Source organism: Microbacterium pollutisoli, from assembly GCF_053586795.1.
In genome coordinates, this window is record NZ_JBNYWT010000001.1 from 190,993 (window position 1) to 215,246 (window position 24,254).

Sequence of the window (24,254 nt, forward strand, 5' to 3'; positions counted from 1 at the left end):
GAGTCTTTCCGGCCCGCGGATGGGGGCCGTGTCGGGGCCGTTTCCGCGCGGTGACATTGTTCTCACGCAGCCCGTCGCGCAGCTGTGAGCCGCCCGCCTCGGCCGGGAGGCGATGACATAGACTGAAATGAACTGTGCGTACAGGGATAGCGGGGGTCATGGACATCACGAAGCCGGCCGGGGAAACGGCACCAGTCGCCGCCGACGACACCGCGCGGCGGAGTCTGCGTCGCACCATCACCGCCTACGTCCAGCTGACCAAGCCCCGCGTCATGGAGCTGCTGCTGGTCACGACGGTTCCGGTCATGATCCTGGCCGCCGGCGGCATCCCCGATCCGTGGCTCGTGGTGGCCACCCTGATCGGCGGGGCGATGAGCGCCGGCTCGGCCGCGTCGTTCAACATGTACCTCGACCGCGACATCGACGTGCACATGAAGCGCACGCAGGGGCGGCCCCTCGTCACCGGTGAGGTGACCCCGCGGGCGGCGCTGATCTTCTCGTGGGTGCTGGCCGTGGCATCCACCGCCGTTCTCCTCCTGGCCACCAACTGGCTGGCGGCGACCCTCAGCGTCGTGGCGATCTTCTTCTATGTCGTCGTGTACACGATGATCCTCAAGCGCCGCACCGAGCAGAACATCGTGTGGGGCGGCATCGCCGGATGCTTCCCTGTGCTCATCGGCTGGTCGGCGGTGACCGGGTCGCTGGACTGGGCGCCGTTCATCCTGTTCGTGCTCGTGTTCCTGTGGACCCCGCCGCACTACTGGCCCCTGTCGATGAAGTACAAGGGCGACTACGAAGAGGCCGATGTGCCGATGCTCGGCGCCACGCGCGGCGGGGCACAGGTCGGCCTGCAGGTGATCCTGTACGCGTGGGCCACGGTGGCGTGCTCGCTGCTGCTGACCCCGGTCGCCGGCATGGGGCTGGTCTACACGGTCTCGTCGATCGTGTTCGGCGGTTGGTTCATCTACGAGTCGCACGTGCTCTACAACCGGGCCGTCCGCGGTGTGCAGACCAAGCCGATGCGCGTGTTCCACGCCTCGATCACGTACCTGACGCTGCTGTTCCTGGCCATCGCGGTCGATCCGCTGCTGCCCTTCTGAGCCCAGGCGCCGGTCAGGCGCGGACGCTCAGGCGGCGTCGGCAGGAGCGGTGCGGGGCGCCTTGAGCTTCATCACGACCACGGTCATCGCCGCCGCCGTCACCGACGCGAGCACCATGTGCGCACCGACGGCCAGCTCGGGCAGGCCGTTGCGTGCCTGGTACAGCCCGACGAGGATCTGCACGATCTCCAGCCCCAGCAGCACCGTCACCCAGGCGCGGGTGGCCAGGCGCAGGCGCCACGCGGCGCCGACGAGCACGAGGGTCAGTGCCAGCAGTGCGTAGCTCGGCCAGGCGTGCACGTGCTCGAGGATCGTCGCGTCGAAGCCGTTGCGCCCCACTGCGGCATCACCCGAGTGCGGACCGGCGCCGGTGGTGAGCACGCCGAACACGATCGTCAGCGCCATCATGAGGGTCGTCACGTGGGTCGTGACCGCGTACCACCGGGGGACCACGAGCGTGCGCGGGCCGGGCACGGTGTCCAGACGCACCAGCACCGCCGCCGTCACGCACACCAGCGCGAGGGAGGCGACGTAGTGGAACCCGACGATGAACGGGTTCAGGCCGGTCCACACCGTGATGCCGCCGACGACCGCCTGCGCGATGATCCCGGCCATGACGATCCACGCGAGGGTGAACAGGTCGCGCCGGTCGTGACGCAGCCGCCACACGAACACCAGCAGGAGCAGGGCGAACACGCCCAGCAGCGGGCTCATCAGCCGGTTGCCGAACTCGATCATCGCGTGGATGCCCTCATCCACCAGGGCGGGGGTCGGCACCAGCGAGTCAGGCGTGCACAGCGGCCACGTCGGGCACCCCAGGCCCGAACCGGTCAGACGCACGGCGCCGCCGGTCGCGATGATCACGACATTGCCGATGAAGTTCAGCCACGCGACCACGCGGAGGCCGCGGCCGGGCAGGCCGCGCCGGCGTGCGGCGTCGTGCGAAGCGGACGTGTCGGTGGGCGCCGTGGTCATGCGCGTTCCTCCTGAGTGGCACCCGAGAGCCCGGCCGGGGCGCGCCCCGGGGTCGGGCGTTGCCTGTAGAGTTGAAGGGTGAGACGGCGGGGCTGAAACCGCGCTCGTCCCCCCAAGTCTAGGCGCGCCGACGGGGCGCGGCCGGACGACGAAATCGAAGTGACCCTGAAAGCGACATCCCGCCCCCGCACACTCCACGGGGACCGGGAATGCCGGAGCGGATGACACCGTCGGGTCGCAGAGGAGGTAAATGCCCATGTCGGATGTCCTGATCGACAGGCCGGAACTCGACAGCCTCGGCGTCTACGAGTTCGGCTGGCACGATGCGGACGCGGCGGGTGCCAGCGCCCGGCGAGGGCTCAGCGACCTCGTCGTGCGCGACATCTCCGCGCTCAAGTCGGAGCCGGAATGGATGCTCAAGACCCGGCTGAAAGGCCTGCAGCTGTTCGGTCGCAAACCGATGCCGACCTGGGGCGCCGACCTCAGCGAGATCGACTTCGACAACATCAAGTACTTCGTCCGCTCGACCGAGAAGCAGGCGCAGTCGTGGGAGGACCTCCCGGAGGACATCCGCAACACGTACGAGAAGCTCGGCATCCCCGAGGCCGAGCGCCAGCGTCTGGTCGCCGGCGTCGCCGCGCAGTACGAGTCCGAGGTCGTATACCACCAGATCCGCGAGGACCTGGAGCAGCAGGGTGTCATCTTCATGGACACCGACACCGCGCTGCGTGAGCACCCCGAGTTCTTCGAGGAGTACTTCGGCACCGTCATCCCCGCCGGCGACAACAAGTTCGCGGCGCTGAACACGGCGGTGTGGTCGGGCGGCTCGTTCGTCTATGTGCCGCCGGGCGTGCACGTCGAGATCCCGCTGCAGGCCTACTTCCGCATCAACACCGAGAACATGGGCCAGTTCGAGCGGACCCTGATCATCGCCGACGAGGGCTCCTACGTGCACTACATCGAGGGCTGCACGGCGCCCATCTACAAGTCGGACTCGCTGCACTCGGCGGTCGTCGAGATCATCGTGAAGAAGAACGCCCGCGTGCGCTACACGACCATCCAGAACTGGTCGAACAACGTCTACAACCTCGTCACCAAGCGCGCCGTCGCCCACGAGGGCGCGACGATGGAGTGGGTCGACGGCAACATCGGCTCCAAGGTGACGATGAAGTACCCGTCGATCTACCTCATGGGCGAGCACGCCAAGGGTGAGACCCTGTCGGTCGCCTTCGCCGGTCCCGGTCAGCACCAGGACGCGGGCGCGAAGATGATCCACATGGCGCCGCACACGCAGTCGTCCATCATCTCCAAGTCGATCGCCCGAGGGGGTGGCCGCGCCGGCTACCGCGGCGAGGTCCGTGTCGACGCCAACGCGCACCACTCCGCGAACACGGTCCGCTGCGACGCGCTGCTGGTCGACACCATCTCCCGCTCCGACACGTACCCGGCCATCGACATCCGCGTCGACGACGTCGAACTGGGCCACGAGGCCACCGTGTCCAAGGTGAGCGAGGAGCAGCTGTTCTACCTCATGAGCCGCGGCATGCCTGAGGACGAGGCGATGGCCATGATCGTGCGCGGCTTCATCGAGCCGATCGCCCGTGAGCTGCCCATGGAGTACGCCCTAGAGCTGAACAAGCTCATCGAGATGGGCATGGAAGGATCCGTCGGCTGATGACGACCGTGACTCAGGCCCCCGCCGCGGAGGGCCACATCGACCCTGCGGCCGCGTTCGTGCCCGTGCAGACCCGCTCGGAGCGTCCGCGCTCGTACGACCCCGCCGACTTCGAGGCCCCGACCGGCCGCGAGGTGAACTGGAAGCACACGCCCGTGGCCCGGCTGCAGGCCGTGCTGACCGACGAGGACACCGAGTCCGGCGCCGACAACGCGATCGACTACGACCTCAGCCGTGTGCCCGAGGGCGTGCTCGTGCCGTCGTCCGGCCACGACGCCGACGTGCGCGGTGAGGTGTTCCAGCCCGAGGACCTCGTCAGCGCGCTGGCGTGGAAGAACGGCGTCGACGCGCTGCACCTGCGGCTGCCGCAGGGTGCCGAGTTCGACGAGGCGCTGCGTGTGGACCTCACCGGCCGCGGCGGTCACGCGCAGGCGCACGTGATCATCGAGGCCATGCCGCAGTCGCGCGGCACGGTGCTGCTGTACCACTCGGGCTCCGCCGACTACGCGCAGAACGTCGAGATCGTCGTCCGCGACGGCGCCCAGCTGACGGTCATCACCGCCCAGCGCTGGGACGACGACGCGGTGCACGTGTCGGCCCACCAGGCCCGCGTCGACCGCGACGCGAGCCTCACCCACGTCGTGGTGAGCCTCGGCGGCGGTGTCGTGCGCGTCAACCCCTCGGTCGAGCTGGCCGGTCCCGGCGCGAACGGCAAGCTGTACGGCCTGTCGTTCGCCGACTCGGGCCAGCACCTCGAGAGCCAGGTGTTCCTCCACCACAAGGGGCCGCGCACCACCGGCGACGTGCTCTACAAGGGCGCCCTGCAGGGTGCCGACGCGCGCAGCGTGTGGATCGGCGACGTGCTCATCGGACCCGATGCCGTGGCGACGGACTCGTACGAGGCCAACCGTAACCTCGTGCTGACCGAGGGCGCGCGCGCCGACTCGATCCCGAACCTCGAGATCCAGACCGGCGACATCCTCGGCGCCGGCCACGCCAGCGCGACCGGTCGCTTCGACGACGAGCAGCTGTTCTACCTGCAGAGCCGTGGCATCGCCGAAGACGAGGCGCGTCGACTCGTGGTGCTCGGCTTCCTGGGCGAGATCGTCCAGAAGACCGGCATCCCCGAACTCGAGGCCGAGCTGATCGCCGCCGTCGAGGCCGAACTCGCCGAGGGCCCCGCGGCATGACCGCGCACAAGGTCCTCCAGCTCAGCGCCCTCGAACAGGACACCGCCGTGCGCGTCGTCATCGACGACGTGCCGATCGCCGTCGTGCTCGACAGCAACGGCGAGGTGCACGCGATCGGCGACACCTGCACGCACGGCGACATCTCGCTGTCGGAAGGCTTCGTCGAGGGCGACTCGCTCGAATGCTGGGCGCACGGCTCGCGCTTCTCACTGCGCACCGGTCGACCCCTCAACCTGCCGGCGTACGAGCCGGTGCCCGTATACGCCGTCACGATCGAGGGCGATGACATCCTCATCGACCCTGCCGTGACCAAAGAAGTGAACTGAAGAAGGAAGGCAGCAATGGCTGTTCTCGAGATCCGCGACCTGCACGTGACGGTCGAGACGGATGCCGGAGTGACCCCGATCCTCAACGGTGTGACCCTGACGGTGCGCACGGGGGAGACCCACGCCATCATGGGCCCCAACGGCTCGGGCAAGTCGACCCTGGCCTACACGATCGCCGGGCACCCGAAGTACGCCGTGACCGGCGGCACCATCACCCTCGACGGTGAGGACGTCCTGGCCATGTCGGTCGACGAGCGCGCCCGCGCCGGCCTGTTCCTGGCGATGCAGTATCCGGTCGAGATCCCCGGCGTGACGGTGACCAACTTCCTGCGCACCGCCAAGACGGCCATCGACGGTGAGGCGCCCGCGATCCGCACGTGGACCAAGGACGTCAAGCAGTCCATGAAGAACCTGCGCATGGACCCGAAGTTCGCCCAGCGCAACGTCAACGAGGGCTTCTCGGGCGGCGAGAAGAAGCGCCACGAGATCCTGCAGCTCGAGCTGCTCAAGCCCGCGCTGGCGGTGCTCGACGAGACCGACTCGGGTCTGGACGTCGACGCGCTGAAGGTCGTGTCCGAAGGCGTCAACCGCGCCAAGGAGGAGACGAACCTCGGCGTGCTGCTGATCACCCACTACACCCGCATCCTCCGCTACATCAAGCCCGACTATGTCCACGTGATGGTGGGTGGGCGGATCGCCGAGGAGGGCGGCCCCGAGCTGGCCGACCGTCTCGAGAACGAGGGCTACGACCGGTTCCTTCCCGCGGAGGACGACGCCGTCGCCTCCGCCGAGGTTTAGGATCGAGCCATGACCGCCACCCTCACTCCCGAGAAGTACGACGAGGTCACCGAGGCGCTCAAGGACGTCATGGACCCCGAACTCGGGATCAACGTCGTCGACCTGGGGCTCATCTACGACCTCTCGTGGGATGACGAGAACGACGCACTGGTCATCCACATGACGCTGACCAGCGCGGGCTGCCCCCTGACGGACGTGCTCGAAGAGCAGACCGCGCAGTCGCTGGACGGGGTCGTCGAGCAGTTCCGCATCAACTGGGTGTGGATGCCGCCGTGGGGCCCCGAGCGCATCACCGACGACGGGCGCGACATGATGCGTGCCCTCGGATTCGCGATCTGACCGGCTGCCGTGACGACGCCGACGGTCGGGCTGTCCGCTCTGCCGCTCGACGTGCTGCGCCGCCGCCGCAGCGTGAAGTGGCGTGCGTACCCCGACGATGTCATCCCGATGTTCGTGGCCGAGACGGACTTCCCGCTGGCCGAGCCCATCACCCGGGCGCTCACCGACGCGCTGGCGATCGGCGACACGGGGTACACGCCCGCCGACCCCGGCCTGCGTGACGCGTATGCGGCGTTCGCGCGCCGCCGATTCGGGTGGGAGGTCGACCCGAGCGGCATCCGCTCGACCGGCGACGTCATGATGGGGGTCGTCGAACTGCTGCGCGCCATCCTCACGCCGGGCGACCGGGTCATCATCACGCCGCCGGTGTACCCGCCGTTCAGTGCCTGCATCCCCGAGGCGGGCGGCGTCGTCGAGCCGGTCCCGTTGATCGACACCGGCGACCGGTTCGAACTCGATCTGCTCGGCATCGAGGCGGCGCTGGCGCAGGGAGCGCGCGCGGTGCTGCTCTGCAATCCGCACAACCCCACCGGCACCGTGCATCCGCGCGAGACGCTGGCCGCCCTCGCCGACCTCGCTGCCGGATTCGGGGCGATCGTCGTCAGCGACGAGATCCACGCGCCGCTCGTGCAGCCCGGGATCGCCTTCACCCCGTTCCTGTCCGCGTCGGCCACGGCCGCGGAAGTCGGCTACGCCGTCACGAGCGCCTCCAAGGCGTTCAACCTCGCCGGCCTGAAGTGCGCGCTCATGATCGCCGCGGCACCGGCCACCGCCCGGGTCGTGCAGTCGCTGCCGCCGGAGGTCGAATGGCGGACCGGGCTGTTCGGTGCGCTCGGCGGTGTCGCCGCGTTCGATCCCGCGTCCGACGCGTGGCTGGACGCGCAGCTGGTCACCCTCGATCAGAACCGACGGCTGCTGGCCGACCTGCTGGCCGAGCACCTGCCGCGGGCCCGATACCGCATGCCGGATGCCGGTTACCTGGCATGGATCGACCTGTCCGACTACGGATGGGGCGACGACCCGGCGGTCCGCATTCTCGGCGGTGCGCGCGTCGCGCTGCACCACGGGCCTCATTTCGGAGCGGAGGGAGCCGGTCATGTGCGCCTGAACTTCGGCTGCGCACCGGAGCTTCTCCGCGAGGCTGTGACGCGCATCGGCGCGCTCGCACGTGACTGAGCCGTCCGCCGCCGACACGGCCGGCATCTGGCATCCCCGTCACCTCTGGGTGACCGTCGGCGTGGTCGCGTTGATCTTCCTCGAGGCGACGCAGGCGCTGGCGGTCACCACCGTCATGCCGCTGGTCAGCGCGGACCTCGACGGCGCGCAGCTGTACGCCGTCGCGTTCTCGGGCACGCTCGCCACCAGCGTCGTCGGCATGGTCGCGGTGGGGGCCTGGTGCGACCGGGCCGGTCCCGTCGCCCCGCTGGCCACCGCGGTGGGGGTGTTCGTGGCGGGCCTGGCGGTCACCGCGGCCGCGCCGGACATGGCGGTGCTCGTGGCGGGGCGCCTGCTGCAGGGGCTGGGCATCGGCGGGCAGACGGTGGCGTCGTACGTGCTTGTCGCACGGGTGTACCCGCCCAGGCTGCACGGCCGGGTCTTCGCGGCGATGTCGGCGGCGTGGGTGATCCCTGCGATCGTCGGGCCGGCGCTGACCGGCGCGATCGCCGAGTACCTGCACTGGCGCTGGGTGTTCGCCGGTGTTGCGGTGCTCACCCTCCTCGCGTTCGCGAGCGTCTGGCTGCGGCTGCGCGGGCTGCCGACCGGTCCCGGCCAGGCGGGCGGCGGGGCGGCGCCCATCGGAGCGCTGGCCGGGCGGCTCGTGCGGGCCGTGCTGGTGGCCGCCGCCGTGCTCGCGCTGAGCCTGGCCGGCGAGGCGGGGGTGTGGATGCCGGCGGTCCTGGTCGTGTCCCTCGCCGTGGCCGCCGTCGCCGTCCGGCCGCTGCTGCCGACCGGCGTGCTGCGCGTGCGGCGCGGACTGCCCAGCGTCGTGCTCATGCGAGCGCTCGTGGCCGCCGCGTTCTTCAGCGCCGAGATCTACGTGCCCTACCTCCTGATCGACCACTACGGATTCAGCGCGACGTGGGCGGGGCTGGGCCTGACCACCGCGGCGCTCCTGTGGGCGGCGGCCTCCGACGTGCAGGGCCGGTACGGCGACCGGCTGGGCAGCACCCGCATCGCCGTCCTCGCGTGCGTGCTGCTGGGCATTGCGATCCTCGTCGCCGCAGCCACGGCGCTGTGGCACCTGCATCCGGCGATCCTCATCGCCACCTGGTCGCTGGCCGGCGCCGGCATGGGGCTGATCCACCCGCGGCTGACGGTCCTGACCCTGGCCTACTCGACGCCGCAGAACCAGGGGTTCAACTCGTCGGCGCTGTCGATCTCCGACGCGGTGGGCTCCGCGGCATCCGTCGCCGTCGTCGGGCTGGTGTTCGTGGCCCTGACCGGGACCGGGGCGGCGTTCCCGGTCGTGTTCCTCATCGCCGCCGGTCTGGCCGCGGCGGCCCTGCTGCCGGGGGTGCGGCTGGGGAACGGGCGCTGAGGCCGGTCACTGGCCTTCGGCGCGGCCGAGCCGCCAGTACCCCATGAACGCGATCGCCCGGCGGTCGACGCCCAGGCCCGCCACGAGATGCCGGCGCAGCGCCTTGATGGCGCCGGCCTCACCGGCCAGCCACGAGTACAGCGGCGCGCTCTTGAGGGCGGCGCCGCCCTTGGCCGTGCGGGGCACCTCCCACAGGATGTCGTGGTCGACGTCGATCTCCTCCACCTCGGCGCCGCGGCCGGCCGGGGCCAGCAGGGCGGCGGCGTCTTCGACGGCCGGGACGAGGTGACTGTGGCGGTCGCGGGCGCCGCGACCGGTCACCCGGTACTCGAACCCGGGGTGCTGCGGCAGGTAGGCGGCGTCGTCGGGGTGCGGCAGTTCGAGCACGACGATGCCGCGGGCATCGGCCGGCAACTGCTCGAGGATGACGGCGATGGCCGGCGCCGCGGTCTCGTCGCCGGCGAGCAGGATGTGCTCGCTGCGCGCCGGCGGCACGAAGTCGATGCCGTAGCTGACGGCGGGGTGCGCGGTGGTGGGGGCGTAGATGAGCACCTCGTCGCCGACGACGGCGCGGGCGATCCAGCCCGACGCCGGCCCGAGCACGTCGTGGGCGACCATGTCGACGTCGACCTCGGGGGCGTCGGGGCGCACATACCGGGTCGTGTACGTGCGGAACGGGGGGCGCCGGTCCTCGGGCAGCTCACGCCATCGCGCGTACCAGTCCTCGTCCGTGGGCATATCGTCGAGCGTCAGCTCGGCGGTGGGGAACACGATCTTGATGCGCTGGTCGAACCCGGGGTCGCCGTAATCGGCCAGGTCGTCTCCGCCGAACGTGAAGCGGCGGAAGCTGGGCGTCAGGTCGGCGATCGCCGTGACGCGGGCGCGGAAGAACCGGCTGGGCAGGGTCATCGAAGGTCGGCTCCGGAGTCGGGGACGGGGACGGTGGGCTGGGTGGGCCGGGTGTGCCGGCGCCCGCGCGGGAGCACCAGCGGCGTGCCCGAGACGGGATCGGCGATGACCTCGCAGTGGAGGTCGAACACCTCTCGGATCAAGGCGGTGGTCATGACCTCCTGCGGGGCGCCGCTGGCCACGACGCGGCCCTCGCGCATCGCGAAGACGTGGTCGGCGTAGCGGGCGGCCAGGTTCATGTCGTGCAGGACCATGACCACCGTGGTACCCCGATCCCGGTTGAGGTCGTGCAGCAGGTCGAGGATCTCGACCTGGTGGGCGACGTCGAGGAAGGTCGTCGGCTCGTCCAGCAGCAGGATGTCGGTCTCCTGGGCGAGGGCCATGGCGATCCACACCCGCTGCCGCTGCCCGCCGGAGAGTTCGTCGACCGGGCGATCGGCCAGGTCGGTGGTGCCGGTGTCCGCGAGCGCCTGCGCGACCACCTCGTAGTCGCGTGCGGTCCACCGCGCCATCAGCCGCTGGTGCGGGTGGCGCCCGCGGCCGACGAGATCGGCCACGGCGATGCCCTCCGGGGCGCTGGGGCTCTGCGGCAGCAGCCCCAGCGTCCGCGCGATCTCCCGGGACGGGCGGGTGCGGACGTCCTTGCCGTCGAGGACGACGTGTCCGGCGCGGGGGGAGATGAGCCGGCCCAGCGCCCGCAGCAGCGTCGACTTGCCGCAGCCGTTCGCGCCGATGATCGCGGTCACCGCGCCGGTGGGAACCTGCAGGTCGAGCTCGTCGATGACGGTGCGGTCGCCGTAGGCGAGCGTCACTCCCTCGGCCTGCAGCGTGTGGGGTGCGGTCACAGTGAGCCTCCCGAGCGGTGGGTCCTGATGAGGAGATAGACGAGGTAGGGCGCCCCCAGGACGCCGGTGACGACGCCCACGGGGTAGCGGGTGCCGAAGGCGAACTGACCGATCAGGTCGGCGACCATCACCAGCAGGGCGCCCACGAGACCGGCCGGAATCAGCAGCGAGGCGCCGGGCCCCACCAGCCGGGCCGCGATCGGACCGGCCATGAACGCCACGAACGCGACCGGGCCGGCGGCGGCGGTGGCGAACGCCAGCAGCACGACGGCGCCCACGATGAGCAGGATGCGGGTGCGGTGCACCCGCACGCCGAGCCCGGCCGACGTGTCGTCGCCCAGCCGCAGCACGCCGAGGTTCCGTCCCTGCGACAGCATGAGCGGGACCAGCACGAGGCAGGCGCCCGCGAGCGGCGCGACGGCGTCCCAGGAGGCGCTGTTGAGGCTGCCGGTCAGCCATCGCATGGCGGTCTGCAGATCCCACGCGGCCGCGCGGGACAAGAGGTAGGTGATCACGCTGTTGAGCATGGCGGCCACACCGATGCCGATGAGGATGAGCCGCGTGCCGGTGAAGCCGCCCTTGTTCGAGAGCAGGTAGATGGCCAGCGCGGTCACGAGCGCTCCGGCGACCGCCAGCAGTGAGACGACGCCACCGTCGGCGGCGAGGACGACGATGGCGAAGACGGCGGCGGCGCCGGCACCGGCGCTGATGCCGATGATGTCGGGCGAGGCCAGCGGGTTGCGCAGCATGGTCTGGAAGGTGACGCCGGCCATGCCGAAGGCGAGGCCGGTGAGCAGACCGAGGGTGGCGCGGGGCAGCCGCAGCTCACCGACGGTGAAGGAGGCGCCGGGGACGGTCTGGCCGAAGATGACGCCGAGGACCTCCGCGGGGCTGTAGAAGGTGTTGCCGACCATGGTGGTCACGGCGAAGACCAGGAGGATCGCGGTCGCCAGCACCGCGGTCACGAGCGTCCGCCGGCGCTGCCGGACGCGACGTCCGGCGACGATGCGCGCGACCTCCGCCGTGCGGTCGGCGGCGACAGGACGGGTCTGCACGCTCACAGGGCACGCACCCGCTGTCGTCGCACGATCCAGATGAAGACCGGGGCGCCGATGAGCGCGGTGATGATGCCCACCTCGACCTCGGCGTCGCCCAGCAGTCGGCCGACCACGTCCGCACCCACGAGGAGGCCGGCGCCGGTGAGCAGCGAGAACGGCAGGAGCCAGCGGTGGTCGGTGCCCACGATCAGACGGCACAGGTGGGGGATCACCAGTCCGACGAACGCGATCGGACCGGCCACCGCGGTCGCCGCACCGCACAGGATGACCGCGCCGAGCGAGGCCACCAGCCGTGTCCGGCCGACGTCGGCGCCGAGACCGGCGGCCAGGTCGTCGCCGAGCGCGAGCGCGTTCATGCCCTGGGCGGCCAGCAGGCAGATCGCGGCGCCGATCAGCAGCACCGGGGTCACCACCGCGACCCGCTCCCAGGTGGCGCCTCCCACACCGCCGATCTGCCAGAACCGGAACGCCTCGAGCAGGTCGACGCGGGGGAGCAGGAGGGCACTGGTCAGCGACATCAGCGCGGCGGAGGTCGCCGCCCCGGCGAGGGCCAGCTTCAGCGGGGTGGCCCCGCCGGCACCCAGGGATCCGACGGCGTACACGAACACCGCGGCCGCCGCGGAGCCCAGGATCGCCATCGCCATGGTGGTGTACGGACCGGTCAGGCCGAACAGCACGAGGCCGGTCACCACCGCCAGTGCCGCGCCGCTGGTCACACCGAGGATGCCCGGGTCGGCCAGCGGGTTGCGGGTCACCGCCTGCATGGTGGCGCCGGACAGGGCCAGTGCGGCGCCGACGATCAGGGCCAGGACCGTGCGCGGCACCCGCCGGACGACCGCCGCGGTGGCGACGGTGCCGGTGTCGCCCGAGAGACCGGCGACGACGTCCGCGAACGAGACATCGCGCACGCCGAACGCGACCGAGGCCAGGCACAGCGCCGCCAGCACCAGCAGCACCGCGATCAGTGCCGTGAGTCGGACGGCCGCCGGACGCCGCAGTCGTGCGGCGTCCGGCAGCGGTGTGCGCAGGCCGGTCGTGCTCAATCCGTGCCGGAGATCGCGCTGGCCAGCAGCGCGAAGTAGTCGTCGATGCCCCAGCCGATGGACAGCGGCGACGGGTTCGCCGACGCGGCCAGGGGGGTGTTGTTCTCGAGCACGGCGATCCGGCCCTCGGCGATGGCCGGGATCTGCGACAGCAGGGGGTCGGCCTGGAGTGCGGCGACCATGGCGCCGTCCCGTTCGCCGTAGGTGACGAACACGTCGACGTCGGCGAAGCGGTCGGCCTGCTCGGCGCTCACGGTCAGGTAGAACGCCTCCGTGTCCTGGGATTCCTCCGCCACGACGGCGGGGGTGGGCAGCCCCAGGCTCTCCAGGAACCCGGGGCGCGTGTCGAGGCTCGTGTAGAAGCCCACCTGGCTGAGGTCGGCCGGGTCGAGGTAGGAGAACAGCACGGTGGCGTCGGCCAGCTCCGGGTGCGCCGCCAGCGCGGTGTCGACGGTCGTATGGAGCTCGTCGATCAGCTCGTCACCCTCCGCGGCCAGCCCGAGCGCTGCGCTGTCGAGCCGGATCATGTCCTCGTAGGACGTGCCCCACGCGACCTCGGGGTAGGCGACGACGGGCGCGATCTTGGAGAGGGTGTCGTACTCCTCCTGCGTGAGTCCGGAGTAGGCGGCCAGGATGACATCCGGGGCGGTGTCGGCGATCTGCTCGAACGGGATGCCGTCGGTCTCGTCGAAGAGCACCGGGGTCTCGCCACCGAGCTCGGCGAGCCGGTCTTCGACCCACGGCAGGATCCCGTCGCCGTCGTCGTCTCCCCAGGTGGCCTTGCTCATCCCGACCGGGACGATGCCCAGCGCCAGGGGGACCTCGTGGTTGGCCCAGGCGACGGTCGCCACCCGCTCGGGCTGCTCGGTGATCGTCGTGGTGCCGTAGGCGTGGGTGATCTCGACCGGGAAACCGGCGGCGGTGTCGTCCTCGGGGGCGTCGCCGGCGACCGGGGCGGAGGCACTCGCACATCCGGTGAGCAGGAGCAGGCCGGCGGCGGCGAGGGCGGCGAAGCGGAAACGTGGCACGGGGAAGCCTCCAAGAAGATGGGATCGGCACTAAGGCCAGGCTTACCTTACAACTCGATGGCGCTTTCGCGCGACCTCACTGCCCCCGAATGTGAGGGTCCCGCCGGGCGGCGCCTAGTTCTTGCGGGTGTCCACGGCGCGGACCAGCAGCCAGGCTCCGGGGACCAGCAGCGCCGCGATGGCGGCCTTCACGATCCCGGGCAGGATGAACTCGGCCACCCCGGCCTCCCAGATGAGCTCGGGGGTGACCACCACGCCGTTCACGGCCGCCAGGATCAGTGCCATGTAGGGCAGTCCGATCACGAACGGGATGATCGACGCCGACACGAACCCGACGAAGGCGAGCCAGGGCTTGCGGTCCCAGGCGCGCTCGGCGAACCAGCCGGCCACGAACGCGGCGGGGATGAAGCCGAGGACGAATCCGAACGACGGCATGAGGATGTAGGCGGGGCCCGCCGCCGGGCCGGCGAAGACGGGGAGGCCCGCCAGGCCCACCAGCAGGTATGTGGTCAGGGCAGCCGCACCGCGGCGGGCACCGAGCGCCGCGCCGACGACGATGACCGCGAGGGTCTGGCCGGTGATGGGTACCGGGCCGATCCAGAACGAGGCCTTCGCCAGCAGTGCCACCAGCGCGACGCCGGTCAGGACCAGGGCGGCGTCGACCGCGAACGCGCGGACGCGGTGGGACGGGCGGGCGATGAGATCGGCGAGCACCGGGCGGCGCGTCGTGGCGGTGAGGGACATGCGTGGTCTCCTTGGCGTCGAGTCGTGCGTCGCGACTCATCCTATGGGGACTGTGCGGCCCGGTACGGTGTGGACCGACGCACAGCGAAACGTCGATTCGTTGTGTGATCCCGTGGCATCCTGAGCGCATGAAGGCCGACCTGCGCCGCGAGATCCCCTCGGTGTGACGCGGCCCGGCCGCGGGACGCGACCTATAATGGGAGGCTGGCCGCTCGGCCGCCTCCACCTCACCAGAACGGACGTTCGCTGTGCTCGCCGTGCACGACCTCGAGATCCGCGTGGGCGCACGCACGCTCATGTCGGATGTGTCGTTCCGCGTGTCCGACGGGGACAAGATCGGGCTGGTGGGCCGCAACGGCGCCGGCAAGACCACGCTGACCAAGGTGCTCGCCGGCGACCTGCTGCCCTCCGACGGCCGCGTCGACCGCAGCGGTGAGCTCGGCTACCTGCCGCAGGACCCGCGTTCGGGCGACCCCGAGATGCTGGCCCGCACCCGCATCCTCGACGCGCGCGGCCTGGGCACGCTGGCCCTGGGCATGCAGGAGGCGTCGCAGCTGATGGCCGACGACGACCCCGCCGTCGCCGCGAAGGCCATGAAGCGATACGGCACCCTCACCGAGCGCTTCGAGGCACTCGGCGGCTACGCGGCCGAGGCCGAGGCGGCCTCGATCGCCCACAACCTGTCGCTGCCCGACCGGATCCTCGACCAGCCGCTGAAGACGCTGTCGGGCGGTCAGCGCCGGCGCATCGAGCTGGCCCGCATCCTGTTCTCGGACGCGCAGACGATGATCCTCGACGAGCCCACCAACCACCTCGACGCCGACAGCGTCGTGTGGCTGCGCGAGTTCCTGAAGAGCTACAAGGGCGGGCTCATCGTCATCAGCCACGACGTCGATCTGGTCGGCGAGACCGTCAACCGCGTGTTCTATCTCGACGCCACGCGCCAGGTCATCGACGTCTACAACATGAACTGGAAGAACTACCTGCGCCAGCGGGTGGCCGACGAGGAGCGCCGCAAGAAGGAGCGCGCCAACGTCGAGAAGAAGGCCACCGCGCTGCAGCTGCAGGCCGCCCGCTTCGGCGCCAAGGCGTCCAAGGCCGCCGCCGCCCACCAGATGGTCGCGCGCGCCGAGAAGATGCTGTCCGGACTCGAAGAGGTGCGCCAGACCGACCGGGTCGCGAAGCTCCGCTTCCCGAAGCCCGCACCCTGCGGCAAGACACCGCTCATGGCGAAGAACCTGTCGAAGTCCTACGGGTCGCTCGAGATCTTCACCGACGTCGACCTCGCGATCGACCGGGGGTCCAAGGTGGTCGTGCTCGGCCTCAACGGTGCAGGCAAGACGACGCTGCTGCGCATCCTCGCGGGCGTCGACCAGCCCGACACCGGCATCATCGAGCCGGGACACGGGCTGAAGATCGGCTACTACGCGCAGGAGCACGAGAACCTCGACGTCGAGCGTTCGGTGCTGGACAACATGATGTCGGCGGCGCCCGACATCACCGCGACCGAGGCGCGCAAGGTGCTCGGGTCGTTCCTGTTCACCGGTGACGACGTGCACAAGCCGGCGGGCGTGCTGTCCGGCGGCGAGAAGACCCGGCTGTCGCTGGCCACGCTCGTGGTGTCGTCGGCCAACATGCTGCTGCTGGACGAGCCCACCAACAACCTCGACCCGGCCAGCCGCGAGGAGATCCTCGACGCGCTCGCGCACTACGAGGGCGCGGTCGTGCTCGTCTCACACGACGAAGGCGCCGTGCAGTCGCTGAACCCGGAGCGGGTGCTGATCCTCCCCGACGGCGTCGAAGACATCTGGGGCCGCGACTACGTCGACCTGGTCGCGCTGGCCTGACGACTCAGCGGCCCGCCGAGTCCAGGAGCGCGTCCTCCTCCTCCATGTCGCGATCGCGGCGCCGGCGGGGGACCGCGGCGGCGGCCCGGTCCTCGGCATCCTCCTTGCGATGGCGCAGCTCAGTGCGGATCATGTACCAGATGAACGCGAAGCCCATGATCGCGAACAGGATCCACTGGATCGCGTAGGACAGGTGCGGACCCGGATCCTCGGAGGGCGGGGTCGGGGCCGACGGCCGCGACGCGGGGGCGGGGTCTTCGGAGACCAGCAGTCCGTACGCGGCCGTGATCGTGGCCTCGGGCTGCCCGATGGTCTCCGCGATGGTGGGCAGGTGGATGGTGGGAACCTGACCCTCGGGCGCCGAGCGGCCCGAGCGGGGCGCGGGCTCGCCGGCCTGCAGCCGTGCGACCACGGTCACCTCGCCGGCGGGCGCGGCCGGGATCACGTCGGGTTCGGGCTGGTCGTCACCGGGCGGCACCCAGCCGCGGTTGACGATGAACACCCGGCCGTCGTCGGTGCGCAGCGGCACCAGCACCTCGAACGCGCTCGTGCCGCCGTGCGGACGGTTGCGCACGAGCAGCTGCTGCGCGGTGAGGTACTCCCCGGTGAGGACGACGGGATGCCAGGTGATCCCGGCGTCCCACTCGTCGTCGGGGAGCAGATCGGACAGCGGGACCGGCTCGGCATCGTAGTTGTCGTCGACCAGCTGCAGCTGCGCGTTGCGCTGGTCGCTGCGTTCGAACTGCCAGTTCGACAGGAACCCGCACGCGATCGCGAACACGATGGCGACGGCCAGGTATCCCGCCCAGCGGGTGAGGTTCTCACGGTTCATGCGTCGGTCGTCCCGAACTGCTCGACGGCCACGGGGAAATCACGCGCCGCGAGGTAGTCCCGCAGGAACGCGACATGCTCGTCGCACGCGAGCCAGATCTTGCGCCGATCGGCCGAGTGGATGCGCGGGTTGCGCCAGACGACCTGCCAGCGCGCGTCGGATCGGCAGCCCGCACGCGAGCAGATGTGCTCACTCATCGCCGTCCGGTCGCCGCGGGCCCGTCTCCTCGATGCGGATGACACGGGTGGCGGGGGGCTCTTCGGCGGAGGCGGACGGGGCCGCCGGAAGGGCGCGTTCGGGCGAGATCCGCTCGGCACCGCCGCGGCCCGAACTGACGTTGGCGACCACGACGGCGAGATAGGGCAGGACGACCGCGCCGGCGGCGAACAGCCACGTGTACCAGCTGTAGGGGGTGACGACCACCATCAGCACGAAGCAGGCGACGCGCACCGACATCATGACGAAGTACTTCGTCATGCGGGTGTGCGCCTCATCGCGCGGAGCGCGGGGGAGCGACGTCGCCGATTGCGGCGTATGGCTGATCTTCACGGTGCTTCCAGGGTACGCCTGCGGGGGTACCCCGGGGCGCCCGTCAGGCGCCGTACCCCGTGGTGGGGGCGCTGGCGACCGCCAGGAAGAAACCGAAGAACGCGATCGCGCCGAGGATGACCAGGCCGAGGCCCACCCAGCCCACGATGACCCCCCGCCATCGCCATCCCACGGCCCTTCTCGCCCGACCGCTTGATCTGGTTCAGCGAGATGTGGCCCATGATGGCCCCCGCCAGCGACCCGATGAGCGGCAGCACCCAGATGAACCCGAGGATGGCGCCGATCAGCGACAGGATCGCCAGCGTGTTGGTCTTCACCGTGGGGTAGGCGCCGTAGGGGTACCCGGCGTACTGCGGGGCCGCGCCCGGGTACTGCGGCGCGGCGCCGGGTGTGCCCGGATACTGCGGCGCTCCCGGATACTGCGGGCTCTGGTATGCCGGCGGGGCGGCGTACGGCGGTGCCGGCGGCGGCGGGTACGACGGCGTCTGCTCGGGGTCGTGCGGGGTGGGGGTGCTCACAGCGGATCCTCTCGGAAGTGCACGACCAGCCTATCGGGCGGCGGTCGGCCGGATAGGCTGGGGCGGTTCGCCTGTCCGTGCCTGAAGGAGCCGTCATGTCCAGCGATCGCGTCGTCCTCGTCACCGGTGGCAACCGCGGCATCGGCCGTGCCATCGCCGAGCGGTTCGTCGCCGACGGCTATGCGGTGGCCGTCACGGCGCGGTCGGGCGAGGGTCCGGAGGGCACTCTGACCGTCCGTGCCGACGTCACCGACGCCGCATCGGTCGACGCCGCCTTCGCCGAGGTCGAGCAGAAGCTCGGGCCGGTCACGGTCGTCGTGGCCAACGCGGGCATCACGAAGGACACTCTGCTGCTGCGCATGACCGAGGACGACTTCGATCAGGTGGTCGACACCAACCTGGGCGGCACCTTCCGGGTCGTCAAGCGCGCCGCGAAGGGCCTGCTGCGAGCCAAGTGGGGCCGCGTGATCCTCATCTCGAGTGTCGTCGGGCTGTACGGTTCGGCGGGCCAGATCAACTACTCGTCGTCCAAGAGCGGACTGGTCGGCTTCGCCCGCTCGCTCACGCGGGAACTGGGCGGGCGCGGCATCACCGCGAACGTCGTGGCGCCCGGGTTCATCGAGACGGACATGACCGCAGCACTGCCCGAGGACACCCAAGCGGAGTACAAGAAGAACATCCCCGCCGGGCGCTTCGCCGCGCCCGAAGAGGTCGCCGGTGTCGTGGCGTGGCTCGCCTCGGACGACGCGGCCTACATCTCCGGCGCGGTCATCCCGGTGGACGGTGGCCTCGGCATGGGGCACTGAGCCCGCCTCCTCACCGCTACGGCAGCAGCGGGATGACCTCACGCAGGTCGACGCGGTCGATGACGAGATCGGCCTGCGCCCGCACGGCGGGCTTCGCGTTGAAGGCGAGTCCGAGACCGGCGACGGCCATCATGCGCAGGTCGTTCGCGCCGTCGCCGATCGCGATGGTCCGCGACGTCGGGAGGTCGTGTGCCGCAGCCCACTCGCGCAGCGCGGCGGCCTTGCCTGCGGCATCCACGATCTCGCCGTCCACCTCACCGGTGAGCGTGTCCGCGGCGACCGAGAGCCGGTTGGCCCGCCACAGGTCCACGCCGAGCGACGGCGCGACCGTGTCGAGGATCTCGTGGAACCCGCCGGACACGACGGCGGCGACACCTCCCCGCGCATGGATCGCGGCGATGAGGTCGGTGACGCCCGGTGTCGGCTCGACGCGCGCGCGCACCCGCTCGAGCCGGGACACCGGCACGCCGCGCAGCTGCGCGACCCGGGAGCGCAGGCTCGCGGCGAAGTCCACCTCGCCGCGCATGGCGGCCTCGGTGGCGGCGGCCACCTCGGCGCCGCGACCGGCTTCGTCAGCGATGAGCTCGATGACCTCGTTGCGGATCAGGGTGGAATCGGCGTCGAACACGACGAGGAAGCGGGCGTGGGGCACCCCTCCACGCTAGCGGGCCGCTCACTGCGCGATGTGCACGTTCTTCCCGACGACGGTGATCCCCGAATCGGTCACGGTGAACCCGCGCGCCAGATCGCGTTCACGGTCGACGCCGACCGTCGCACCCGGCTCGAGCACGACATTCTTGTCGAGGATCGCGCGGTGGACCCGCGCCCCCGCACCCACCTGCACGTTGTCGAACAGGACGGAGTCGGTGATGGTCGACCCGCCACCGGACAGGGTCCACGGGCCCACGACCGAACGCTCCAGGTGGGTGCCGGACAGCACCGAACCGAGCGACACGATCGAGTCGATGGCGTTTCCCATACGCCCCACGCTGTCGCGCACGAACTTCGCCGGCGGCGAGTTGACCGCCTGGGACTGGATCGGCCAGTCCATGTTGTACAGGTTGAACACCGGCAGAGTGGAGATCAGGTCCATGTGGGCGTCGAAGAAGGAGTCGATCGTCCCCACGTCGCGCCAGTAGTCCCGGTCGCGCGGCGCCGACCCGGGCACCTCGTTGCGCAGGAAGTCGTACACGGACGCCTCACCGCGACCGACGAAGTAAGGGATGATGTCACCGCCCATGTCGTGGTTGGAGGTCGGCAGCTCGCCGTCCGTCTCGACCGCCTCGATGAGCGCGTCGGCGTCGAAGACGTAGTTCCCCATCGACGCGAGCACTTCGCCGGGGCTGTCGGGGAGGCCGGTCGGGTTCTGCGGCTTCTCGAGGAACTCGCGGATCTTCGCACTGTCGGTCGGGTCGACGTCGATGACGCCGAACTGGTTGGCCAGGGCGATCGGCTGACGGATGCCGGCGACCGTGGCCCGCGCGCCGGAATCGATGTGGGCGTCGATCATCTGCCGGAAATCCATGCGGTAGACGTGATCGGCGCCGATGACCGCGACGATGTCGGGCTTCTCGTCGTAGATGAGGTTGAGTGACTGCAGGATCGCGTCGGCCGAGCCGGAGAACCAGCGCTTGCCGAGCCGCTGCTGGGCCGGGACCGAGGCCACGTAGGAGTTGAGCAGAGCGGACATGCGCCACGTCTGCGAAATGTGGCGGTCGAGGCTGTGCGACTTGTACTGCGTGAGCACGACGATCTGACGGAGCCCGGAGTTGAGGAGATTCGAGATCGCGAAGTCGATGAGCCGGTACTGTCCGCCGAACGGGACGGCGGGTTTGGCCCGGTCCACTGTCAGGGGCATCAGGCGCTTGCCCTCGCCACCGGCGAGGATGATTCCAAAGACCTTCGGCGCTGCTGGCATGGCACCACACTATGCCCCGTCGATGCCCGTGTACTAGCGTTCGAACCATGCGCGTCGACATCGTCTCGAAGGAGTACCCGCCCGAGATCTACGGCGGGGCCGGAGTCCACGTCGCCGAACTCGTGAAGGCGCTGCGCGCGCGCATCGACGTGCGCGTGCGCGCTTTCGGCGCCCCGCGCGACGAGGAGGGCACGACCGCCTACACGACCCCGCAGGAGCTGGCCGACGCGAACGCGGCGATCCAGACCCTGGGCACCGACCTGACGATCGTCGGCGATGTGGCGGGCGCCGACGTCGTGCACAGCCACACCTGGTACGCCAACTTCGCCGGTCATCTCGCGGCGCTGCTCCACGGCATCCCGCACATCGTCACCGCGCACTCGCTCGAGCCGCTGCGGCCCTGGAAGGCCGAGCAGCTGGGCGGCGGCTACGCCGTGTCCGGGTACATCGAGAAGACCGCCTACGAGGGGGCCGCTGCGATCGTCGCCGTCAGCGACGGCATGCGGCGCGACATCCTGCGCAGCTACCCCGGCCTCGACCCCGACAAGGTCCGGGTGATCCACAACGGCATCGACGTGGAGGCCTGGCGGCCCGTGGACGACCCCGATCTGCTGGCCCGGTACGGCATCGACCCGGACCGCCCGTCGATCGTGTTCGTGGGCCGCATCACGCGCCAGAAGGGGCTGCCGTACTTCCTGCGCGCCGTCGAGCTGCTGCCCGCAGACGTGCAGGTGATCCTGTGCGCCGGGGCGCCGGACACCCCCGAGATCATGGCCGAGGTGCAGGGGCTCGTCCGCGATCTGCAGGCCACGCGGGACGGCGTCATCTGGATCGAGGACTTCCTGCCGCGCGACCAGCTGTGCGCACTCCACACGGCGGCCACGGCTTTCGTCTGCCCCTCGATCTACGAGCCGCTGGGCATCGTCAACCTCGAGGCGATGGCTTGTGGTGCCGCTGTCGTGGCCACCGCGACCGGGGGCATCCCCGAGGTGGTCGTCGACGGGGCGACCGGCCGGCTCGTGCCCATCGAACAGGTGCAGGACGGCACCGGGACGCCGCTGCACCCCGACCAGTTCATCGCCGACCTCGCCGCCGCGCTCACCGAGGTGGTCTCCGATCCCGAGCGCGCGCGCCGCTACGGACAGGCGGGCCGCGAACGGGCGGCGCAGCACTTCAGCTGGGCGGCGATCGCCGACGCCACGGCGGCGCTCTACCGCGAGGTGGCGGCCTCCGGCCGATAGGCTGGACGCATGCCACAGGTCCTCGATTTCGCCGACGTCGTCGTCCGCCGCAACGCCCGCAACATCGTCGACCACGTCGACTGGACCGTCACCGACGACCAGCGCTGGGTGATCCTCGGGCCCAACGGGGCCGGGAAGACCACGATCCTGCAGCTGGCCGCGACGCTGATCCACCCGACCTCGGGCGTCGCGACCATCCTGGATGAGCGGCTCGGCCGTACCGACGTGTTCGAGCTGCGTCCCCGCATCGGCTTCGCGTCGTCGGCGATGGCCAAGCGCGTGCCGCCCGAGGAGACCGTATTGGATGTCGTGCTGACCGCGGCGTATTCGGTGCTGGGACGGTGGAACGAGGCCTACGAGCAGATCGACGAGCGGCGTGCCCGTCGGGTGCTGGCCGAGTGGCGGCTCGACCACCTCGCCGAGCGCACCTTCGGCACCCTGTCGGACGGCGAGCAGAAGCGCGTGCAGATCGCCCGGGCCGTGATGACCGACCCCGAGATGCTGCTGCTGGACGAGCCCACGGCGAGCCTCGACCTCGGCGGCCGGGAGGAGCTGCTGGCGCTGCTGGGCGGCTACGCGCAGGCTCCCACGACCCCCGCGATGATCATGGTGACCCACCACGTCGAGGAGATCCCGGTCGGGTTCACCCACGTGCTGCTCATGGCCGAGGGCGGCATCGTCGCGCAGGGCCCGATCGCCCAGACGCTCACCGCGGAGAACCTCAGCCGCACCTTCGGGGTCGAGATCACACTGTCGCACGACGGCGGCCGGTACGCCGCCCGCGCCGTTGCCGGTCACTGATCGGGCCCGAAGGCTGATAGAATCGCTCTTTGGTGCGCGTGCACCGCAGACTTTGACCGTCCTGGCAAAATCCAGGACACCAGGCTAAGGACTCCCATGAAGACTGATATCCACCCCGACTACCAGGCCGTCGTTTTCCGCGACCTGGGCTCCGGCGAGACGTTCCTGACCCGTTCGACGGTCACCAGCGACAAGACGATCGAGCTCGACGGTGTCACCTACCCCGTCATCGACGTCGAGATCTCCTCGGCCTCGCACCCGTTCTACACGGGCAAGCAGCGCATCATGGACTCGGCCGGTCGCGTCGAGAAGTTCAACCAGCGCTTCAAGAACTTCGGTTCCAAGTAAGCAGCCGCGCACGAATGCCCCGCCTCGGCGGGGCATTCGTCGTTGGGGCCGGCGCCGCCGCCGTGAGATGCTGGCCGGATGGGGGACAGCGTCGACGGCGACGAGCTGGCGGCCCTTCGCGCCCGAGCGTACGGCCGGGCGGCGCAGGGGCTGACGCCCGCCGAGCAGGACCGCCTGGAGGAGCTGGAGCGCGCGCGGCGTGCCCCCGGCGACATGCCGCCCGTCGCGGGTCCCGCGACCGCACCCGCCGACCGCCGCGAGGATGCCGCGGGCCCGGCGCCTGCGGCGTCGGAACCGGCGTCGGGGCCGCCCGAGGTCATCCGCCTGCGGCCCTCGCGTGCCTACCTGGTGGCACTGGTGACCGCCGCGGCGTTCGTGCCGGTGGCCGCGATCGGCGGCTTCCTGGCCGGCGCCTGGTTCGCGGACCTCGACGTCGGGACGGCCGGGCCGACGCTGGCCGGGCAGAGCGATGCCGAGGTCGACGCCAGTCTCGAGCGCGTCCGCGCCGGGCAGGCCTGGGACGAGAGGGCGCCGGCGCTGCTGGGCGGCACCGCCGACGCTCTGGTGTGGTGGGGCACGGTGGCCGATGGGGCGCAGACCTGCATCGTGCTCGACCTCACCGACATCGGGCCGATGCCGGTGTGCGGGCCGACGAGCGTGGTCCGCACCTCGGGCCTCAGCGGCCGGCTCACGGTGCTGCCGCCGGCGGCGGGAGACGGCGACGGTTCGCCGACCGCCACGGCGGCACCGCCCGTGACGATCACCTACGCCGTCAACCCCTACACGGGCGCGTTCGATGTGACGACACGCGATGAGCCGTGACCG

General features: G+C 70.8%; 27 protein-coding genes. 14 read left to right on the top strand and 13 right to left on the bottom strand.

Going from position 1 to position 24,254, the window contains the following annotated elements; translation table 11 throughout:
* Positions 1 to 158: 158 nt before the first annotated feature.
* A complete protein-coding gene (locus tag ACQ143_RS00925) occupies positions 159 to 1,100 on the top strand; it encodes a heme o synthase (RefSeq protein ID WP_449568849.1) in 942 nt (313 codons plus the stop codon).
* 27 nt (positions 1,101 to 1,127) lie between these two features.
* On the opposite strand, the gene ACQ143_RS00930 is transcribed toward ACQ143_RS00925, so the two are convergent.
* Positions 1,128 to 2,075: a COX15/CtaA family protein gene (locus ACQ143_RS00930; RefSeq protein WP_449568850.1), complete on the bottom strand. Its 948-nt coding sequence runs from the start codon at positions 2,073 to 2,075 to the stop codon at positions 1,128 to 1,130.
* Between the two features lie 256 nt (positions 2,076 to 2,331).
* Between ACQ143_RS00930 and sufB the strand changes: the two genes are divergently transcribed.
* From sufB to ACQ143_RS00965, 7 genes are read left to right on the top strand one after another with little or no spacing between them, the layout of a single operon-like run.
* Positions 2,332 to 3,750 carry a Fe-S cluster assembly protein SufB gene (sufB, locus tag ACQ143_RS00935; protein WP_449568851.1) on the top strand — a complete coding sequence of 473 codons (1,419 nt, stop codon included), beginning with the start codon at positions 2,332 to 2,334 and terminating at the stop codon, positions 3,748 to 3,750.
* Positions 3,750 to 4,940, top strand: coding sequence for a Fe-S cluster assembly protein SufD (gene sufD, locus ACQ143_RS00940; RefSeq protein WP_449568852.1), 1,191 nt, complete (start codon positions 3,750 to 3,752; stop codon positions 4,938 to 4,940). The genes sufB and sufD overlap by 1 nt, the downstream gene beginning before the upstream one ends.
* A complete protein-coding gene (locus ACQ143_RS00945; RefSeq protein WP_449568853.1) occupies positions 4,937 to 5,266 on the top strand; it encodes a non-heme iron oxygenase ferredoxin subunit in 330 nt (109 codons plus the stop codon). The genes sufD and ACQ143_RS00945 overlap by 4 nt, the downstream gene beginning before the upstream one ends.
* Before the next feature lie 15 nt (positions 5,267 to 5,281).
* The gene (sufC, locus tag ACQ143_RS00950; RefSeq protein ID WP_449568854.1) at positions 5,282 to 6,064 is read left to right on the top strand and encodes a Fe-S cluster assembly ATPase SufC; all 783 of its coding nucleotides are present in this window, start codon (positions 5,282 to 5,284) and stop codon (positions 6,062 to 6,064) included.
* Positions 6,065 to 6,073: 9 nt separating this feature from the next.
* Positions 6,074 to 6,403, top strand: a complete 330-nt coding sequence (locus ACQ143_RS00955) for a metal-sulfur cluster assembly factor (RefSeq protein WP_449568855.1) — start codon at positions 6,074 to 6,076, stop codon at positions 6,401 to 6,403.
* Between the two features lie 9 nt (positions 6,404 to 6,412).
* Complete coding sequence (locus tag ACQ143_RS00960; protein WP_449568856.1) at positions 6,413 to 7,579, top strand: MalY/PatB family protein; 1,167 nt, start codon at positions 6,413 to 6,415, stop codon at positions 7,577 to 7,579.
* Positions 7,572 to 8,942 carry an MFS transporter gene (locus ACQ143_RS00965; protein WP_449568857.1) on the top strand — a complete coding sequence of 457 codons (1,371 nt, stop codon included), beginning with the start codon at positions 7,572 to 7,574 and terminating at the stop codon, positions 8,940 to 8,942. The genes ACQ143_RS00960 and ACQ143_RS00965 overlap by 8 nt, the downstream gene beginning before the upstream one ends.
* Before the next feature lie 6 nt (positions 8,943 to 8,948).
* Here the strand turns inward: ACQ143_RS00965 and ACQ143_RS00970 are convergent, their stop codons facing one another.
* From ACQ143_RS00970 to ACQ143_RS00995, 6 genes are all read right to left on the bottom strand, one after another.
* On the bottom strand, positions 8,949 to 9,851 hold the full coding sequence (locus tag ACQ143_RS00970) for a siderophore-interacting protein (RefSeq protein ID WP_449568858.1): 903 nt from the start codon (positions 9,849 to 9,851) through the stop codon (positions 8,949 to 8,951).
* Positions 9,848 to 10,696, bottom strand: coding sequence for an ABC transporter ATP-binding protein (locus ACQ143_RS00975; RefSeq protein ID WP_449568859.1), 849 nt, complete (start codon positions 10,694 to 10,696; stop codon positions 9,848 to 9,850). Before ACQ143_RS00975 ends, ACQ143_RS00970 begins: the two co-directional genes overlap by 4 nt.
* Complete coding sequence (locus ACQ143_RS00980) at positions 10,693 to 11,757, bottom strand: FecCD family ABC transporter permease (RefSeq protein WP_449568860.1); 1,065 nt, start codon at positions 11,755 to 11,757, stop codon at positions 10,693 to 10,695. The genes ACQ143_RS00975 and ACQ143_RS00980 overlap by 4 nt, the downstream gene beginning before the upstream one ends.
* Positions 11,754 to 12,797 (bottom strand): FecCD family ABC transporter permease, encoded by a 1,044-nt coding sequence (locus ACQ143_RS00985; protein WP_449568861.1) that lies wholly within the window; start codon positions 12,795 to 12,797, stop codon positions 11,754 to 11,756. The genes ACQ143_RS00980 and ACQ143_RS00985 overlap by 4 nt, the downstream gene beginning before the upstream one ends.
* Complete coding sequence (locus ACQ143_RS00990; protein ID WP_449568862.1) at positions 12,794 to 13,825, bottom strand: iron-siderophore ABC transporter substrate-binding protein; 1,032 nt, start codon at positions 13,823 to 13,825, stop codon at positions 12,794 to 12,796. Before ACQ143_RS00990 ends, ACQ143_RS00985 begins: the two co-directional genes overlap by 4 nt.
* 114 nt (positions 13,826 to 13,939) lie before the next feature.
* Positions 13,940 to 14,569 (bottom strand): biotin transporter BioY, encoded by a 630-nt coding sequence (locus tag ACQ143_RS00995; protein WP_449568863.1) that lies wholly within the window; start codon positions 14,567 to 14,569, stop codon positions 13,940 to 13,942.
* A gap of 248 nt (positions 14,570 to 14,817) precedes the next feature.
* Between ACQ143_RS00995 and ACQ143_RS01000 the strand changes: the two genes are divergently transcribed.
* Positions 14,818 to 16,416, top strand: coding sequence for an ABC-F family ATP-binding cassette domain-containing protein (locus ACQ143_RS01000; protein WP_449568864.1), 1,599 nt, complete (start codon positions 14,818 to 14,820; stop codon positions 16,414 to 16,416).
* A gap of 4 nt (positions 16,417 to 16,420) precedes the next feature.
* Here ACQ143_RS01000 and ACQ143_RS01005 read toward each other — a convergent pair whose 3' ends face one another.
* Genes ACQ143_RS01005 through ACQ143_RS01020 form a run of 4 tightly spaced genes read right to left on the bottom strand, consistent with a single transcriptional unit; the run spans position 16,421 to position 18,315 of the window.
* Positions 16,421 to 17,248 carry an SURF1 family cytochrome oxidase biogenesis protein gene (locus tag ACQ143_RS01005; RefSeq protein ID WP_449568865.1) on the bottom strand — a complete coding sequence of 276 codons (828 nt, stop codon included), beginning with the start codon at positions 17,246 to 17,248 and terminating at the stop codon, positions 16,421 to 16,423.
* Positions 17,245 to 17,445 (bottom strand): hypothetical protein, encoded by a 201-nt coding sequence (locus tag ACQ143_RS01010; protein ID WP_449568866.1) that lies wholly within the window; start codon positions 17,443 to 17,445, stop codon positions 17,245 to 17,247. Before ACQ143_RS01010 ends, ACQ143_RS01005 begins: the two co-directional genes overlap by 4 nt.
* The gene (locus ACQ143_RS01015; RefSeq protein ID WP_449568867.1) at positions 17,438 to 17,797 is read right to left on the bottom strand and encodes a DUF3099 domain-containing protein; all 360 of its coding nucleotides are present in this window, start codon (positions 17,795 to 17,797) and stop codon (positions 17,438 to 17,440) included. Before ACQ143_RS01015 ends, ACQ143_RS01010 begins: the two co-directional genes overlap by 8 nt.
* Entirely contained in the window at positions 17,794 to 18,315 is a 522-nt protein-coding gene (locus ACQ143_RS01020) for a DUF4190 domain-containing protein (RefSeq protein WP_449568868.1), read from the bottom strand. Before ACQ143_RS01020 ends, ACQ143_RS01015 begins: the two co-directional genes overlap by 4 nt.
* A 95-nt stretch (positions 18,316 to 18,410) precedes the next feature.
* Between ACQ143_RS01020 and ACQ143_RS01025 the strand changes: the two genes are divergently transcribed.
* On the top strand, positions 18,411 to 19,121 hold the full coding sequence (locus ACQ143_RS01025) for a beta-ketoacyl-ACP reductase (RefSeq protein ID WP_449568869.1): 711 nt from the start codon (positions 18,411 to 18,413) through the stop codon (positions 19,119 to 19,121).
* Positions 19,122 to 19,137: 16 nt separating this feature from the next.
* Here the strand turns inward: ACQ143_RS01025 and serB are convergent, their stop codons facing one another.
* Positions 19,138 to 19,773 carry a phosphoserine phosphatase SerB gene (gene serB / locus ACQ143_RS01030; RefSeq protein ID WP_449568870.1) on the bottom strand — a complete coding sequence of 212 codons (636 nt, stop codon included), beginning with the start codon at positions 19,771 to 19,773 and terminating at the stop codon, positions 19,138 to 19,140.
* Between the two features lie 21 nt (positions 19,774 to 19,794).
* Positions 19,795 to 21,039, bottom strand: a complete 1,245-nt coding sequence (gene glgC, locus ACQ143_RS01035) for a glucose-1-phosphate adenylyltransferase (protein ID WP_449568871.1) — start codon at positions 21,037 to 21,039, stop codon at positions 19,795 to 19,797.
* A 47-nt stretch (positions 21,040 to 21,086) separates the two neighbouring features.
* Here glgC and glgA point away from each other — a divergent pair, with 47 nt between their 5' ends.
* From glgA to ACQ143_RS01055, 4 genes are all read left to right on the top strand, one after another.
* Entirely contained in the window at positions 21,087 to 22,280 is a 1,194-nt protein-coding gene (gene glgA, locus ACQ143_RS01040) for a glycogen synthase (RefSeq protein ID WP_449568872.1), read from the top strand.
* Positions 22,281 to 22,289: 9 nt separating this feature from the next.
* The gene (locus ACQ143_RS01045) at positions 22,290 to 23,081 is read left to right on the top strand and encodes an ABC transporter ATP-binding protein (RefSeq protein WP_449568873.1); all 792 of its coding nucleotides are present in this window, start codon (positions 22,290 to 22,292) and stop codon (positions 23,079 to 23,081) included.
* A gap of 96 nt (positions 23,082 to 23,177) precedes the next feature.
* The gene (locus ACQ143_RS01050) at positions 23,178 to 23,429 is read left to right on the top strand and encodes a type B 50S ribosomal protein L31 (RefSeq protein WP_449568874.1); all 252 of its coding nucleotides are present in this window, start codon (positions 23,178 to 23,180) and stop codon (positions 23,427 to 23,429) included.
* A 78-nt stretch (positions 23,430 to 23,507) separates the two neighbouring features.
* Positions 23,508 to 24,251 carry a hypothetical protein gene (locus ACQ143_RS01055; RefSeq protein WP_449568875.1) on the top strand — a complete coding sequence of 248 codons (744 nt, stop codon included), beginning with the start codon at positions 23,508 to 23,510 and terminating at the stop codon, positions 24,249 to 24,251.
* Positions 24,252 to 24,254 lie beyond the last annotated feature (3 nt).